At 58.2% G+C, this 15,319-nt stretch carries 8 protein-coding genes and 1 pseudogene; 8 read left to right on the plus strand and 1 reads right to left on the minus strand.

Annotation, left to right across the window (positions count from 1 at the left end):
- The first annotated feature begins 193 nt into the window (after positions 1–193).
- The 4 genes and pseudogenes from GV764_RS22305 to GV764_RS20970 all read left to right on the plus strand — a co-directional run bounded on the left by GV764_RS22305 (position 194) and on the right by GV764_RS20970 (position 9,545).
- On the plus strand, positions 194–4,375 hold the full coding sequence (locus GV764_RS22305) for a retention module-containing protein (RefSeq protein ID WP_201743290.1): 4,182 nt from the start codon (positions 194–196) through the stop codon (positions 4,373–4,375).
- 192 nt (positions 4,376–4,567) lie between these two features.
- Positions 4,568–5,920, plus strand: coding sequence for a TolC family outer membrane protein (locus GV764_RS20960; RefSeq protein WP_161661944.1), 1,353 nt, complete (start codon positions 4,568–4,570; stop codon positions 5,918–5,920).
- A gap of 92 nt (positions 5,921–6,012) precedes the next feature.
- Positions 6,013–8,194 (plus strand): annotated as a pseudogene (locus GV764_RS20965) (type I secretion system permease/ATPase).
- Positions 8,181–9,545 carry an HlyD family type I secretion periplasmic adaptor subunit gene (locus GV764_RS20970; protein ID WP_161661946.1) on the plus strand — a complete coding sequence of 455 codons (1,365 nt, stop codon included), beginning with the start codon at positions 8,181–8,183 and terminating at the stop codon, positions 9,543–9,545. Before GV764_RS20965 ends, GV764_RS20970 begins: the two are co-directional and overlap by 14 nt.
- 44 nt (positions 9,546–9,589) lie before the next feature.
- Here the strand turns inward: GV764_RS20970 and thiI are convergent, their stop codons facing one another.
- Positions 9,590–11,038: a tRNA uracil 4-sulfurtransferase ThiI gene (gene thiI, locus GV764_RS20975; protein WP_161661947.1), complete on the minus strand. Its 1,449-nt coding sequence runs from the start codon at positions 11,036–11,038 to the stop codon at positions 9,590–9,592.
- A 203-nt stretch (positions 11,039–11,241) separates the two neighbouring features.
- Here thiI and xseB point away from each other — a divergent pair, with 203 nt between their 5' ends.
- The 4 genes from xseB (at position 11,242) to GV764_RS20995 (ending at position 15,318) form a co-directional block, all read left to right on the plus strand.
- Positions 11,242–11,484 (plus strand): exodeoxyribonuclease VII small subunit, encoded by a 243-nt coding sequence (xseB, locus tag GV764_RS20980; RefSeq protein ID WP_125294048.1) that lies wholly within the window; start codon positions 11,242–11,244, stop codon positions 11,482–11,484.
- Positions 11,485–12,384, plus strand: coding sequence for a (2E,6E)-farnesyl diphosphate synthase (ispA, locus tag GV764_RS20985; protein WP_161661949.1), 900 nt, complete (start codon positions 11,485–11,487; stop codon positions 12,382–12,384).
- A gap of 21 nt (positions 12,385–12,405) precedes the next feature.
- The gene (gene dxs, locus GV764_RS20990) at positions 12,406–14,268 is read left to right on the plus strand and encodes a 1-deoxy-D-xylulose-5-phosphate synthase (RefSeq protein WP_161661951.1); all 1,863 of its coding nucleotides are present in this window, start codon (positions 12,406–12,408) and stop codon (positions 14,266–14,268) included.
- A 75-nt stretch (positions 14,269–14,343) separates the two neighbouring features.
- Positions 14,344–15,318, plus strand: coding sequence for an aldo/keto reductase (locus GV764_RS20995; protein WP_144130084.1), 975 nt, complete (start codon positions 14,344–14,346; stop codon positions 15,316–15,318).
- Position 15,319: the final 1 nt, after the last annotated feature.

Consider the following 15,319-nt stretch of genomic DNA (forward strand, 5'->3'; position numbering starts at 1 on the left):
TTCCTAAATGATTTATCCCTTGAATATATCGCCCGAAAAGCGGTTTAATATCCTGGTCAAAACAGCGTAATTTCATATTTTATTATTATTGTCATTTTCATAAGAAATGCTTACTGATGTCCCTTCAGATTAATCACGCGCGCAGCATAAAGGGACCCTCTAACAAAAATAAAAAATACCGAAGGAAGTTCATATGAGTGGAGTAGTTGGCCTGGTTAAGGCAGTCATAGGACAAGTTTTTGTTGTTTCCCCCGATGGAAGCCAACGCCTGTTAATTGAAGGCGACAGAATATTTGAAGGCGAGCAAGTTCTGACCGGCGCAGCAGGCGCGGTAACACTTTCTCTCGCTGATGGTAAAACCCTCGATCTTGGCCGCGATACTGTATGGGATGCGAATGGCATCACCCTTCCTGCGGCCAGTGAACAATCCGACGTCGCCGCGCTGCAGCAAGCAATTGCCGACGGTATGGACCCGACACAAACCCTTGACCCAACCGCAGCAGGCCCGCAAGCAGGCGCAAGCGGCGGCGGCACCCCTGGCGCGGGCGGCGCGCATACTCATGTTGTGCTTGATCTGACTGGCGAAAGGGTTGATCCCAACGCGGGCTACCCTACGATCGGCCTCGATTCGCCTGACGACGCGCCAGTAGAAGAACTTACGTTGTTGGATGCTGGTGCATCTGAACAACCCGCGGCAAACCCGGATAACAATGCGGGTACGGAGCCGACCGATCCTACAGAGCCGACGGACCCTACGGACCCAACGGACCCAACGGACCCGACCGATCCGACGGACCCGACGGACCCGACGGACCCAACAGACCCGACCGCTCCTACGGACCCGACGGACCCAACGGATCCGACCGACCCTACGGACCCGACGGACCCAACAGATCCTACGGACCCAACAGATCCTACGGACCCAACAGACCCGACGGACCCTACGGACCCGACCGATCCTACGGACCCAACAGACCCGACCGATCCTACGGACCCGACGGACCCAGACGATGGTGATGCGGACGCTGACTCCGACGCGGATGCCGATGCAGACGCTGACGCAGATGCCGATGCAGATTCGGACGCGGACGCTGATGCCGACGCAGACGCAGATGCTGACGCCGATGCCGATGCAGATTCCGACGCAGACGCTGATGCCGATGCAGACGCTGACGCAGATGCGGATGCCGATTCGGACGCGGATGCCGATGCGGACGCAGATGCGGATGCTGACGCAGACGCAGATGCTGACGCAGATGCGGATTCCGATGCGGATTCCGATGCGGATTCCGATGCAGATGCAGATGCTGACGCTGATGCGGATGCAGACGCAGACGCAGATGCTGACTCCGATGCAGATTCCGACGCTGATGCCGATGCCGATGCCGACGCAGACGCTGATGCGGATGCAGATTCCGACGCAGACGCTGACGCCGATTCCGATGCCGACGCTGATGCCGACGCCGATGCGGATGCGGATGCAGACGCGGATGCCGATGCAGACGCGGATGCTGACGCGGATGCCGACGCTGATGCCGATGCGGATGCGGATGCGGATGCCGACGCCGATTCCGATGCGGACTCAGATGCAGACGCCGATGCCGACGCGGATGCCGATTCGGATTCGGATGCGGATGCCGACGCAGATGCGGATGCTGATGCGGATTCCGACGCAGACGCAGATGCTGACGCAGACGCTGATGCAGATGCAGACGCGGATGCCGATGCGGACGCAGATGCGGATGCCGATTCCGATTCCGATGCGGACGCCGATGCAGATTCCGACGCGGATGCCGACGCGGATGCCGACGCAGACGCAGACGCGGATTCCGACGCAGACGCTGATGCAGACGCGGATGCCGATGCAGACGCCGATGCCGATGCCGATGCCGATGCTGATGCAGATGCTGACGCGGACGCGGACGCCGATGCAGATTCCGACGCAGACGCTGACGCGGATGCGGACGCAGATTCCGACGCCGATGCAGATTCCGACGCAGACGCCGATGCCGATGCTGATGCTGATGCTGATGCAGACGCTGACGCGGATGCCGACGCAGATGCCGATGCAGATTCCGACGCAGACGCTGATGCGGATGCAGACGCGGACGCAGATGCGGATGCCGATGCCGATGCAGACGCCGATGCTGACGCTGACGCCGATGCCGATGCCGATGCCGATGCCGATGCAGATGCTGACGCGGACGCCGATGCAGATTCCGACGCAGACGCTGACGCGGATGCGGACGCAGATGCAGATTCCGACGCCGATGCAGATTCCGACGCAGACGCCGATGCTGATGCTGATGCTGACGCTGACGCGGATGCCGATGCCGATGCAGACGCGGACGCAGACGCGGATGCCGATGCCGATGCAGATGCAGATGCAGACGCCGATGCAGACGCTGACGCTGACGCTGATGCAGACGCTGACGCGGACGCCGATGCAGATTCCGACGCAGACGCTGACGCGGATGCGGATGCGGACGCAGATGCCGATGCCGACGCGGACGCTGACGCAGATGCGGATTCCGATGCAGATGCTGACGCCGATGCAGATTCCGACGCTGATGCGGATGCAGATGCCGACGCAGATGCCGATGCGGATGCTGATGCCGATGCAGACGCCGATGCCGACGCCGATGCCGACGCTGACGCTGATGCCGATGCAGATGCTGACGCGGACGCCGATGCAGATTCCGACGCAGACGCTGATGCGGATGCAGATGCTGACGCCGATGCCGATGCAGACGCTGATGCGGATGCCGACGCAGACGCTGATGCAGACGCAGATGCCGATGCCGATGCGGACGCAGATGCCGATGCGGACGCGGATTCGGATGCCGACGCCGACGCCAATATCAAACTCGATGTCTCCGTCACGGTTTCTCAGACCGAAGTCACTACCGGCAGCAAAATTATTCAGGTTAACGGCGGTAGCGGTAACCCGGATGGCTTCGATATTCAGGATGGTAAGATCGTTGCTATCGGTTCCAACGTTCGCGTGTGGTTAACGCCTGATAGCCCGTATAACGGCATCGTGGGCGATACCCCGCCGACATGCGCCGATCCCGCTAACCAGATCAAGTATTACGATCAGTCCGGCAACGCGAACTCCAATTCGAGTAAATACTCGGATATCTTTGTGGTTGGCGATAAAACCGGTGGTTTCTATAAGCAGAGCGACTGGACCGGCGGCAAAGAGGATTTCAGGCCATTAAACGGCATCACCGGTAACCGGGGTGACGCGGGTAAGGTCGGTAAAGATTATATCTTCGTTAAAGGCGACAGCACTGACTATAAAGTCACGTCGTCTTCCAATAACAATGCCAATAGCCAGGACAATACCTACGATGGGTTAAAGGTCACCGACAGCCACGGCAAAGGGCTGTACGGCAACTCTAACCAGATAGAAGGCGTGATCTTCGGCGACGGCGGCTCTACGACCAACCCCGGCACGACCACCACCGTTGTGGAAACCAAAGTTCAGCAGGTTTCGCTGGATGTTGACCTTAACCTGTCCAGCGACCATAACGCCGAACAGCTGACGCAAATCAAGCTCACCGGTATTCCGGAAGGCGCGAAAGTCGTGGTCTCCGATGGCAGTACGGTGAGTTATAAAGATGGCTCCTATACCATCGACCTGCACAGCCCAACCTTTAAAGGGACCATCACCGTTGAGCTGGAAAAAGGCGTCGATCATCTGGGCGAGATCAAGATGGAGGTAGATTCTACCGCCAGCGAACACCACGACACCCACTTCACCTTTGATGGCGAAACCGGCGAGCAGACCAATGCGCCGGAGCCTGAGATGATGTCCAGCCGGATGATGTTGGTGGACCATGACGGTGCTGATGCCGAAACCCATGACAGCGCGACGGAACACGACGTGCAGCATGACGCCGCGACGCCGGTTGCCGATGATCATGCCGCCCCGACGTTGCTGGTCGCGGAAGATGAGTTCAACCTCAGCCATATCGACAGCGACCAGACCAGTACACAGACCACTACGTTAACACCGCAGCCTGACGCCTCACTCAGCAATCTGCTGGGCGATATGGAAGAGACGCATGCGGAGACGGCGGAGACGGCCCCGGCACAAACAAGCACGGCGACCGCGCCCGAAACCAGCAGCAGTGCGGAACCTATCGTGCTGAGCGAAGTGCTGGCCGATACCGGTAGCAGCCAGGATCTGAGCTCGCTGATCAAGGTGGTTGAACAGGGCAACGGCACCCAGACCGTCAATGACGCGGCCCAGGGCCATGCCACGCCAGTTGCGGAAATCGCGCCGGTCAATCCTGCGGCCGATAGCTACCATGGCGGCGATGAGTCGCTGATGGACAGCCTGATCGCCAAACCGGATCCTGTGTCGTAAATGTAAATATGGACATCCCTCGTGGCGCGCTGCGAGGGATGTTTTCCTGATAATCGAATATAACGTTATTTAAAGCGTCCTCTTTTCTTCAGTTAATTTTCAAAACGTTAACTGCGAGGAGGGCTTTTTAGATAAAAACGCTCTGTTATTGCTTATCCAACAACAGGGAATAAGTACCACAAAGGAAGAATCATGAATTACCGCAAGAACTTAATGTTAGGGCTTACGCTGCCTCTGATGACATTAAGCCTGGCTCATGCCACCACGCTTGAAAATGCGATTAAACAAACGCTGGCTTCCCACCCTGAAATTAGCGCTTCCGCCAATAGCCGTTACTCCGCCGAACACGAATTGCAGGCGGCGAAAGGCGGTTATTTGCCGACGCTGAATCTTGAAGCAGGCACCGGCTGGGAGCAAACCGATAACGCGACGACCCGTGCGTTAGGCGATCACAAGCGCGATCTGAATCGCAGCGAATCGAGTATTAACCTGCGCCAGAATATTTTTAACGGTTTCGCCACTACCAGCGAAGTGGCGCGTCAGAAGGCCACCGTGAACTCCCGCGCGTATAACGTGATGGACACCAGCGAAACCACGGCATTGCAGGTGGTACAGAGCTATCTCGATGTACTAATGCGCGAAAAAATGGTGGCGCTGGCCCAGGAAAACCTGACCAACCACGAACGCATTTTTGATCAGATCACGTTGCGTACCGAGCAGGGCGTAGGCCGTCTGGCGGATCACGAACAGGCGGAAGCGCGTCTGGCACAGGCGCGCAATAACCTGCTGACCGAACAAACTAACCTGGAAGACGCCCGCGCCAATTACCAGAGCGTCACCGGCATGGAAGCGGAAAACCTCTCCCTGCCGGCGAAATTCGCGGTGCCCGCGTCGCTGGAAGACGCCCGTAAAATCGCGCTGGATAATAGCCCGCTGTTGAAACTGGCGGATTCCGATATCGAAGCCACCCGTCAGCAGTACGAAGCGGCCAAATCCCGCTTTTACCCGGAAGTGAATGTGGAAGTGGGCCGCACGATGGATAACAACATTGACGGAACGCGCGGCCACAACCAGGAGTGGCAGGCGATGATGCGTATGCGCTACAACCTGTTCAACGGCGGCAGCGATAAAGCCACCCTTTCCTCTTACGCTTACCGCACCAAAGAAGCCCAGGACGTGAAGCGCAATGCGCTGCGCCAGCTGAATGAAGAGCTGCGCCTGTCATGGAACGCCCTGCGCAATGCAGAACAGCAGGTGCCGATCGCCAAAGAATACGCCGATCGCAGTATGACGGTGCGTACCGCCTATCAGGAGCAGTTCAGCCTGGGGGATCGCTCGCTGCTGGATATGCTGGACAGTGAAAATGAAGTTTTCAGCGCCCAGCGCCGATATGTAGAATTGCAGTTTGTTGAAATGTTTTCGACCTACCGCATTAATGCGCGGATGGGCGAACTGTTGAAATCCATGTCGATTCAACCGCCGACTGCCGCACAGCCGCTGGACGGACAACAAACCACCCAGGCGGACTTACCCGATCTTCATTAAGACGAACCGGTAACCCATTGAACCAGGCGCTATTTCATCTGTTGCGGATGAAATAGCGCTTCTTACTTTGCCTGTCATCAGGTACGGCATATATGGCACTGATCAACGACATTACTGATATTCAGGATCTCTCGTCTGACGAGACGTTCCGTCACGACCCAAGACTCAATCATGACGATCCGCTGCTGGATTGCCTGATGGTTGTCTGCAAATTGCACGGTATTATTACCAGCCGCAATGTGTTGACCGCCGGTCTGCCGTTGCAGTCCAGTTGCCTGACGCTGAGCACCGTGCCGCGCGCCGCGCAGCGTGCCGGATTAAAAGCCCGGGTGATCCAACGCCCGGTGACGAAAATCACGGCGCTGTCGCTCCCCGCGATCCTGGTATTACATAACGGCCAGGCGGCGGTGCTGACGGCGCTGGAGGGCGATAAGGCCCGGCTGATGCCTGGCGAAACAAGGCGGCGCTATCACGCTGGAGATTGCCGAGCTGGAAAAACTCTACGCAGGCAAAGCCGTTTTTATTCAGCCGAAACATGAATTCGACAGCCAGCCGACAGCATTGATTCCACGCACCAAAGCCTGGTTCCAGGATACCCTGAAGCTATCGAAATTCCTGTATCTTGATGCGGTGGTCGCGAGTTTCCTGATCAACCTGATCGCCCTGTGCTCGCCGCTGTTTGTCATGAACGTCTACGATCGCGTGGTGCCTAATCAGGCCACTGCCACACTGTGGGTGCTGGCGATCGGCATCACCATCGCCTACGTGTTCGATCTGATCCTGAAAATCTTGCGCAGCATCTGCCTGGATATTGCCGGTAAGAAAACCGATCTGATCGTGTCGGCGGCGCTGTTTGAGCGGTTGTTGGGCATGAAGATGAAATTGCGCCCGCCGCGCGTCGGCAGCTTCGCGCAGAATTTCCAGGACTATCAGTCGCTGCGCGATTTCCTCTCATCGCTGACGCTGACCGCGCTGATTGACTTCCCGTTTACCCTGCTGATCCTGGCGGTGGTAGGGGTTATCGGCGGGCCGCTGGTGTTTATCCCGCTGCTGGCTTATCCGGTCGCCATGCTGGTGAACTGGCTGATCCAGCGCCCGCTGATCGCCACCATCCAGAAAACCTTTACGTTATCCAGCGAACGCCAGGCGATGCTGGTTGAAACCCTGAGCGGGCTGGACGCCATCAAGCTGAATAACGCCCAGAGCGAACGCCAGTACCAGTGGGAACACATCATCGGCAGCCTCAGCAAGCTGGAGCTGCGGGTAAAGTCCCTCTCTTATGTGGCGGTGAATTTCACCCACTGGCTGCAACAGGCCTGCGGCGTGATAATGATCGTCGGCGGCGTGTATCTGATTATCAACAGCCATCTGAGCATGGGCGGGCTGATCGCCTGCTACCTGCTTAACCGCCGCGCCATGTTGCCTGTCGGCCAGCTGTGCAGCCTGATCACCCGTTATCAGCGCGCCAAAATGACTAAGCACACCATCGACGGCATGATGGAGCTGGAGCAGGAAGTGCAGCAGGGCGAAGTGCCGCTGAAGCGCGAAACCCTGACCGGCGCGATTGAGTTTCGCAACGTGACGTTCCGCTACCCCGGAAGCCAGCAGGCGTCGCTGAATACGATTTCCCTGACCGTTACGCCAGGCGAAAAAATCGGCATCATTGGCCGCAGCGGCTCCGGTAAAAGCTCGCTGGCGAAGCTGCTGGTGGGCTTTTACCAGCCGGACGAAGGCAGCGTGCTGATCGACGGCATCGACGCGCGCCAGATCGATGTGCACGATTTACGCCATAACATCGGCTATGCCCCGCAGGACATCCACCTGTTCAACGGGACGCTGCGCGACAACCTGCTGTGCGGCGCCAGCTACGTGGACGACGAAACCATGCTGCGGGTCGCCGAAGCCACCGGAGTCCATGAATTCGCGCGCCGCCACCCTTCCGGCTACAACATGCAGGTGGGCGAACGCGGGATGAATCTCTCCGGCGGCCAGCGCCAGGCGATCACCCTCGCCCGCTCGCTGCTGCTCGATCCGCCGGTGTTACTGATGGACGAGCCAACCAGCTCCATGGACAACACCAGCGAAGACCTGATCAAGAAGGCGCTTGCGCCCATCATCAGTGATAAAACCGTGCTGCTGGTGACCCACCGCGCCTCGATGCTGGCGCTGGTGGACCGGTTAATTATTCTCGATAACGGCAAAATCATTGCCGATGGCCCGAAAGAGACCGTGATGAGTGCGTTGAAAAAGGGGCAGATCCATGCGAATCGCTGAGGGGTTACGCCGCCTGAATCGCTGGCTGCTGGGCGACAAACACAGCAATCAGTTCACCACCAGCGAAGTGAACAAAGCGCTGCTGGACGACACGCCGCGCGTGGTGCGCCTGACGCTGTGGGCGATTCTGGCGTTTTTTATCGCCGCCATTACCTGGGCCTCGCTGGCGGATATTGACGAAGTGACGCGCGGCGAAGGCAAAGCTATCCCCTCCTCGCGCCTGCAAAAAATCCAGAACCTGGAAGGCGGCATCGTGGCGGAAGTGTATGCCCGCGAAGGCGAAGTGGTCCAGGCGGGCGCGCCGCTGCTGCGTCTCGACGATACGCGTTTTAAATCCAACGCAGGCGAAACCGAAGCCGACCGCATGGCGCTGGAAGCCCGTATTCAGCGGCTGACCGCCCAGCTAAACGACGCCGAGAGCCTGACGATTTCCGACGACATCCAGAAGCGCGCGCCGGATATCGCCCAGGGCGAACTGGAGCTGTTCGCCAGTATGAAAAAGCGCATCCAGAGCGAAATCGCCGGGCTGGATGAGCAGTTGATCCAGAAGAAACAGGAGCTGCTGGATTTCGAAGCCAAGAAAGTGCAGTACCGCAACAGCCTTGGCCTGCTTCAGCAGGAGATCAACATGTCCGAACCGCTGGTGGCTAAAGGGGCGATATCCAAAGTCGAAGTGCTGCGTTTGCGGCGCTCCGAGGTGGAAACCCGTGGACAGCTGGATTCGGTGGCGTTAGCCATTCCGCGCGCCCAGGCGGCGATCAACGAGATTGAAAGCAAGGTGGCGGAAACCCGTGGCCGCTACCGCAGCGAAGCGCTGGCGCAGCTAAACGAAGCGCGCACCGATCTCAGCAAGCTGGAAGCCTCCGGCAAGGCGATTGAAGACCGGGTCAACCGTACCCTGGTGACGTCGCCGGTGCGCGGCATCGTCCAGCAGATGCTGGTGAACACCATCGGCGGCGTGATCCAGCCGGGCAACGACCTGGTGGAGATCGTTCCGCTGGATGACAGCCTGCTGGTGGAAGCGAAAATCCGTCCGAAGGATATCGCGTTTTTGCATCCGGGCCAGGAAGCGGTGGTGAAGTTTTCTGCCTATGACTACACCATCTACGGCGGGCTGAAAGGCAAGCTGGAACAGATCAGCCCGGACACGGTGACCGATAAAGAGGGCAACAGCTTCTACGTGATCCGCCTGCGCACCGATAAAAACCATCTGGGCAGCAATGAAAAGCCGCTGCTGATTATTCCGGGCATGGTGGCGTCGGTGGATATCATCACCGGTAAGAAAACGATCCTTGAATACCTGATGAAGCCGATTCTGCGCGCCCGCGCCGAGGCGTTCCGCGAAAGATAAAAAAATGCCGGTCGTGATGACCGGCATTTTTCATTGAGGCGGGATTACGGGCGATACACTTTGACGTTGTTAAAGCCCTGCTCACGCAGATACAGCGCCTGCAGGCGGCTCATCACGCCGCGCTCGCACCACAGCAGCCAGGTTTTGTTCTGGTCCAGATCGCCGAATTTGGTGCTCAGTTTGTAGAACGGCAAAGACACCACGTCGATACCCTCTACCTTCAGCGGTTTGTCGTCCTGCTCATCAACCGAACGGATATCCAGGATCACGTCATTCGGGCCAAACCCGGTGACGGTTTCCACTTCCACCACGTCCTGCTGGGTTTGTGTGGCGATGTCGCGGATATCCACGTTAGTCGCCGCTTCCACCACCTGGTCGAGGATCGTAAAGTCAAAGTTAGCTTCTTCCGCTTCGATCTTCGCCTTCACCGCTTTCACGGTCGGGCTTTTCGAAATCACGCCGCAGTATTCCGGCATGGTGCGGGCAAAGTCTTCGGTGCCGATTTTACGCGCCAGATCGATAATGTGCTCTTTGTCATGGGCGATCAGCGGACGCAGCACCAGGGTGTCGGAGACGTTGTCGATCAACCGCAGGTTGGTCAGGGTCTGGCTGGAGACCTGGCCCAGCGCTTCGCCGGTCACCAGCGCCTGAACGCCGTAACGCTCTGCGACGCGGGAGGCCGCGCGGATCATCATGCGCTTCAGCACCACGCCCATCTGGCCGTCATCAACTTTTTCGAGAATTTCGCCCACCACCGGTTCGAAGTTAATCGCCACGAAACGCACGCGGTGCGAGCTGCCAAAACGGTTCCACAAATAGTGCGCCACCTGGCGGACGCCGATTTCATGCGCCGCGCCGCCGAGGTTAAAGAAGCAGTAGTGTACGCGGCAGCCGCGACGCATCAGCATATAGCTGGAAACGCCGGAGTCGAACCCGCCGGAAATCAATGACAGCACGTCTTCCTGGGTGCCAATCGGGAAGCCGCCCTGGCCTTCGTAACGGCCTTTCACCAGCAGCAGGCGATCGTCTTCAATCTCCAGATTGACGGTGATGTCCGGGTGCGTCAGCTTCACTTTCGCGGATTCGATATGCTGATTCAGACCGCCGCCGACGTAGCGCTCGACCTCAATAGAGCTAAACTCGTGCTTGCCGCGGCGTTTTACGCGCACGCAAAACGTTTTGCCTTCCAGCTGGTCGCGCCATGCCGCCAGGGTTTGCTCGAAAATATCGTGCAGGCTGGTGAACGGCGTATCTTCGACTTCCAGAATATGGTGAATACCGGGGATGCGGGTGAGCGCGTCGCGGATCTCAATACGCTGGTTTTCATCTTTGGCGCGGACCACGATATGGTCCCAGTGGCGGACAACGGCGAGGTTTTCGTCGTAATGTTTGAGTACGTTACGGATGTTTCCGGTCAGGATTTTAATAAAGCGCAAACGCACAGATTGGCTTTTAATTGTGATTTCCGGGAACAATTTAATGATAAACTTCATGGCGGCAATGGTTCGTTGGCAAGCCCCGAGGGCATTGAGAGAAGTACCGCAAGGCAACAATCGCGCTTGCATCGTGAGCGCGAGAGTATATCACCATCGCTGTGAGACTGCGCACATAACCAACCCATTCAGCGTCATTTGCTAATCATTTTGAGTCCGCTACCATGGAAATGATTCCATAACGATAGAGTCAGACATTCACTATGCCGAAGAAAAACGAACTCCCCGCCAGCTTTGAGACGGCGTTGCAGGAGCTTGAGCAGATTGTCAGCCGTCTGGAAAGTGGCGCATTGCCGCTGGAAGAGGCGCTTAACGAATTCGAACGGGGCGTGCAGCTGGCACGCCAGGGGCAGGTCAAACTGCAACAGGCGGAACAGCGCGTGCAGATCCTGCTGTCCGAAAATGAAGACGCCCCGCTCTCTCCTTTCAAACCGGATGCGGAATAAATGGATTTTCACGCCACCATGAAGGCCCAGGCGGAACGGGCCACCGACGCGCTGCGCCAGTTTATTAGCGCGCTGCCGTTTCAGAACACTCCGCTGGTTGAGACCATGCACTACGGCACACTATTAGGCGGCAAGCGGTTACGCCCGTTTCTGGTGTACGCCACCGGCGAGATGTTTGGCGTCGCTCCACAGGCGCTGGATGCCCCCGCTGCGGCCATTGAATGTATTCACGCCTATTCGCTAATGCATGACGATCTCCCGGCGATGGATGACGACGATTTACGTCGCGGCCAGCCGACCTGCCACATTAAATATGGCGAAGCGAGCGCAATTTTAGCCGGAGACGCCCTGCAAACGCTGGCGTTCTCTATACTGAGTGATGCCCCCATGCCCGGCGTGGCTTTAGCCGACCGCCTCAGTCTGGTCTCCGAACTGGCGATGGCCAGCGGCGTGGCAGGGATGTGCGGCGGCCAGGCGCTGGATCTGGAAGCCGAAGGTAAACAGGTGTCGCTGGAAGCGCTGGCGCGCATTCACCGTCACAAAACCGGCGCGTTAATTCGTGCCGCCGTACGTATGGGCGCGCTGTGTGCCGGTGAACCGGGCCGCGATGTGCTGCCGATCCTCGACCGCTACGCAGAAAGTATCGGCCTGGCGTTCCAGGTTCAGGATGACATTCTGGATGTGGTGGGGGATACTGCCACGCTGGGTAAACGCCAGGGGGCTGACCAGCACCTGGGGAAAAGCACCTATCCTGCGCTGCTGGGCCTTGAGCAAGCCCGTGAAAAAGCGCAGGCGCTGTGCGACGATGCCCTTGCCGCACTTCGGGAACTGTCATTAAAACAGATGGATACCCGCACACTGGAAGCGTTAGCGACTTACATCATCCAACGTGACAAATAACATAATTACCACGAGCCTCTGATGAGTTTTGATATCTCAAAGTACCCAACCCTGGCGCTGGTGGACTCGACCCAAGAGTTGCGCCTGTTGCCGAAAGAGAATCTGCCGAAGCTGTGCGACGAACTGCGTCGTTATTTGCTTGATAGCGTGAGCCGCTCCAGCGGGCATTTTGCCTCGGGGCTGGGAGCCGTTGAGTTAACGGTCGCGCTGCACTACGTCTATAACACGCCATTCGACAGATTGATCTGGGACGTGGGCCATCAGGCTTATCCGCATAAGATCCTTACCGGACGGCGCGACAAAATCGGCACCATTCGCCAGAAAGGCGGGCTGCACCCGTTCCCGTGGCGCGGCGAGAGCGAATATGACGTGCTGAGCGTCGGCCACTCGTCCACCTCAATCAGCGCCGGGATCGGCATCGCCGTGGCTGCCGCCAAAGAGAATAAAGGCCGCCGTACCGTATGCGTGATTGGCGACGGCGCGATCACCGCCGGGATGTCTTTCGAAGCCATGAACCACGCGGGCGATATCAAACCCGACATGCTGGTGATCCTTAACGACAACGAAATGTCGATCTCGGAAAACGTCGGCGCGCTGAATAACCATCTGGCGCAGCTGCTCTCCGGGAAGCTCTATTCAACGCTGCGCGAAGGCGGCAAAAAAGTGCTGTCCGGCGTGCCGCCGATCAAAGAGCTGATCAAGCGAACGGAAGAACACATCAAAGGCATGGTGGTGCCGGGAACGCTGTTTGAAGAGCTGGGCTTTAACTATATCGGGCCGGTGGACGGTCACGATGTGCTGGGCCTGGTGCACACCCTGAAAAACATGCGCGATCTGAAAGGCCCGCAGTTCCTGCACATCATGACCAAGAAAGGCCGGGGGTACGAACCGGCGGAAAAAGATCCGATCACCTTCCACGCGGTGCCGAAATTCGATCCGCAAAGCGGTTGCCTGCCGAAAAGCAGCGGCGGTTTGCCGAGCTATTCCAAAATCTTTGGCGACTGGCTGTGTGAAACCGCCGCCAAAGACAGCAAGCTGATGGCGATCACCCCGGCGATGCGCGAAGGCTCTGGCATGGTGGAATTCTCGCGTAAATTCCCGGACCGCTATTTTGACGTGGCGATCGCCGAGCAGCATGCGGTCACCCTGGCGGCGGGGCTGGCGATTGGCGGTTATAAGCCGATCGTGGCGATTTATTCGACCTTCCTGCAACGCGCCTATGACCAGGTGATCCACGATGTGGCGATCCAGAAGCTGCCGGTGATGTTCGCCATTGACCGCGCGGGCATTGTTGGCGCAGACGGACAGACTCACCAGGGCGCGTTCGATCTGTCGTTCCTGCGCTGCATCCCGGAGATGGTGATCATGACGCCGAGCGACGAAAATGAATGCCGCCAGATGCTGTATACCGGCTATCACTACAGCGATGGCCCGACGGCGGTGCGTTATCCGCGCGGCAACGCGGTGGGCGTAGAGCTCACCCCGCTGGAGATGCTGCCGATTGGCAAAGGCGTGGTGAAACGCCAGGGCGAGAAAATCGCGATCCTGAATTTTGGCACCCTGATGCCAGACGCCGCCGCGGTAGCGGAATCGCTGAACGCTACGCTGGTGGATATGCGTTTTGTGAAACCGCTGGATGAAGCGCTGATCCTCGAACTGGCCGCCAGCCACGACTCGCTGGTGACCATCGAAGAGAACGCCATTATGGGCGGCGCGGGCAGCGGCGTGAATGAAGTGCTGATGGCGCATCGTAAAGTGGTGCCGGTACTGAATATCGGCCTGCCGGACTTCTTTATTCCTCAGGGCACCCAGGATGAAGCCCGTGGCGAAATCGGCCTCAACGCCGCCGGCATGGAAGCGAAAATCCGCGCCTGGCTGGGATAAGCGCCGCACCCTCCCCTTTTCTCTCCTGCTATGCTTAAAGGATGACCTTTGTTACCCGCAAGCAGGAGAGGAAGCATGCAATACAATAATTTAGGAAAAACCGATCTCAGGGTATCCCGTCTTTGCCTGGGCTGTATGACGTTTGGCGAACCGGACCGGGGCAAGCACGCCTGGACGTTGCCGGAAGAGAGCAGCCGCCTGATCATCAAACACGCCGTAGAGAAAGGCATCAACTTTTTCGACACCGCCAACAGCTATTCCGACGGCAGCAGCGAAGAGATCCTTGGCCGCGCCCTGAAAGATTTCGCCCGCCGGGATGAAGTGGTGGTCGCCACCAAAGTCTTTCATCAGGTCGGCGATCTGCCGGAGGGTCTCTCCAGAGCGCAAATCCTGCGTTCAATCGACGACAGCCTGCAACGTCTGGGAATGGATTACGTCGACCTGCTGCAAATCCATCGCTGGGACTACAACACCCCGATTGAAGAGACCCTCGACGCGCTCAACGAGGTGGTGAAGTCCGGCAAAGCGCGCTATATCGGCGCGTCCTCGATGCACAGCGAGCAGTTTGCCCAGGCGCTGGCGTTGCAGGATCAACACGGCTGGGCGCGCTTCGTCACCATGCAGGATCACTACAATCTGATTAACCGCGAGGAAGAGCAAGGCATGCTGCCGCTGTGCCTTCAGGAAGGCGTGGCGGTGATCCCGTGGAGCCCGCTGGCGCGCGGACGCTTAACGCGCCCGTGGGGCGAAACCACCGCGCGGCTGGTGTCCGATGAATTCGGCAAAACGCTGTATCAACAAACCGAAGAGAACGACGCCAAAATCGCCGAACGCGTTGCCGCCATCGCTGAAGATAAAGGCGTGTCGCGGGCGCAGGTGGCGCTGGCCTGGGTGCTGAGTAAACCGGCGATTGCCGCGCCGATTATTGGCGCATCCCGCGAAGAGCAGCTGGATGATTTGCTGGGCGCCGTGGATTTAACGCTTAGCGATGTCGAAATCGCCGAACTGGAAACGCCTTATCAGCCGCATCCGGTGGTGGGATTTAAATAAC

Source organism: Atlantibacter hermannii (assembly GCF_009907385.1).
In the GTDB taxonomy this organism is placed as follows: domain Bacteria; phylum Pseudomonadota; class Gammaproteobacteria; order Enterobacterales; family Enterobacteriaceae; genus Atlantibacter; species Atlantibacter hermannii_A.

Bases quoted from the DNA above. Each gene is read 5' to 3' on its own strand.
- dxs (WP_161661951.1), top strand. From the start codon at position 12,406: ATGAGTTTTGATATCTCAAAGTACCCAACCCTGGCGCTGGTGGACTCG.
- thiI (WP_161661947.1), bottom strand. From the start codon at position 11,038: ATGAAGTTTATCATTAAATTGTTCCCGGAAATCACAATTAAAAGCCAA.
- GV764_RS20960 (WP_161661944.1), top strand. From the start codon at position 4,568: ATGAATTACCGCAAGAACTTAATGTTAGGGCTTACGCTGCCTCTGATG.
- xseB (WP_125294048.1), top strand. From the start codon at position 11,242: ATGCCGAAGAAAAACGAACTCCCCGCCAGCTTTGAGACGGCGTTGCAG.
- GV764_RS20970 (WP_161661946.1), top strand. From the start codon at position 8,181: ATGCGAATCGCTGAGGGGTTACGCCGCCTGAATCGCTGGCTGCTGGGC.
- ispA (WP_161661949.1), top strand. From the start codon at position 11,485: ATGGATTTTCACGCCACCATGAAGGCCCAGGCGGAACGGGCCACCGAC.
- GV764_RS22305 (WP_201743290.1), top strand. From the start codon at position 194: ATGAGTGGAGTAGTTGGCCTGGTTAAGGCAGTCATAGGACAAGTTTTT.
- GV764_RS20995 (WP_144130084.1), top strand. From the start codon at position 14,344: ATGCAATACAATAATTTAGGAAAAACCGATCTCAGGGTATCCCGTCTT.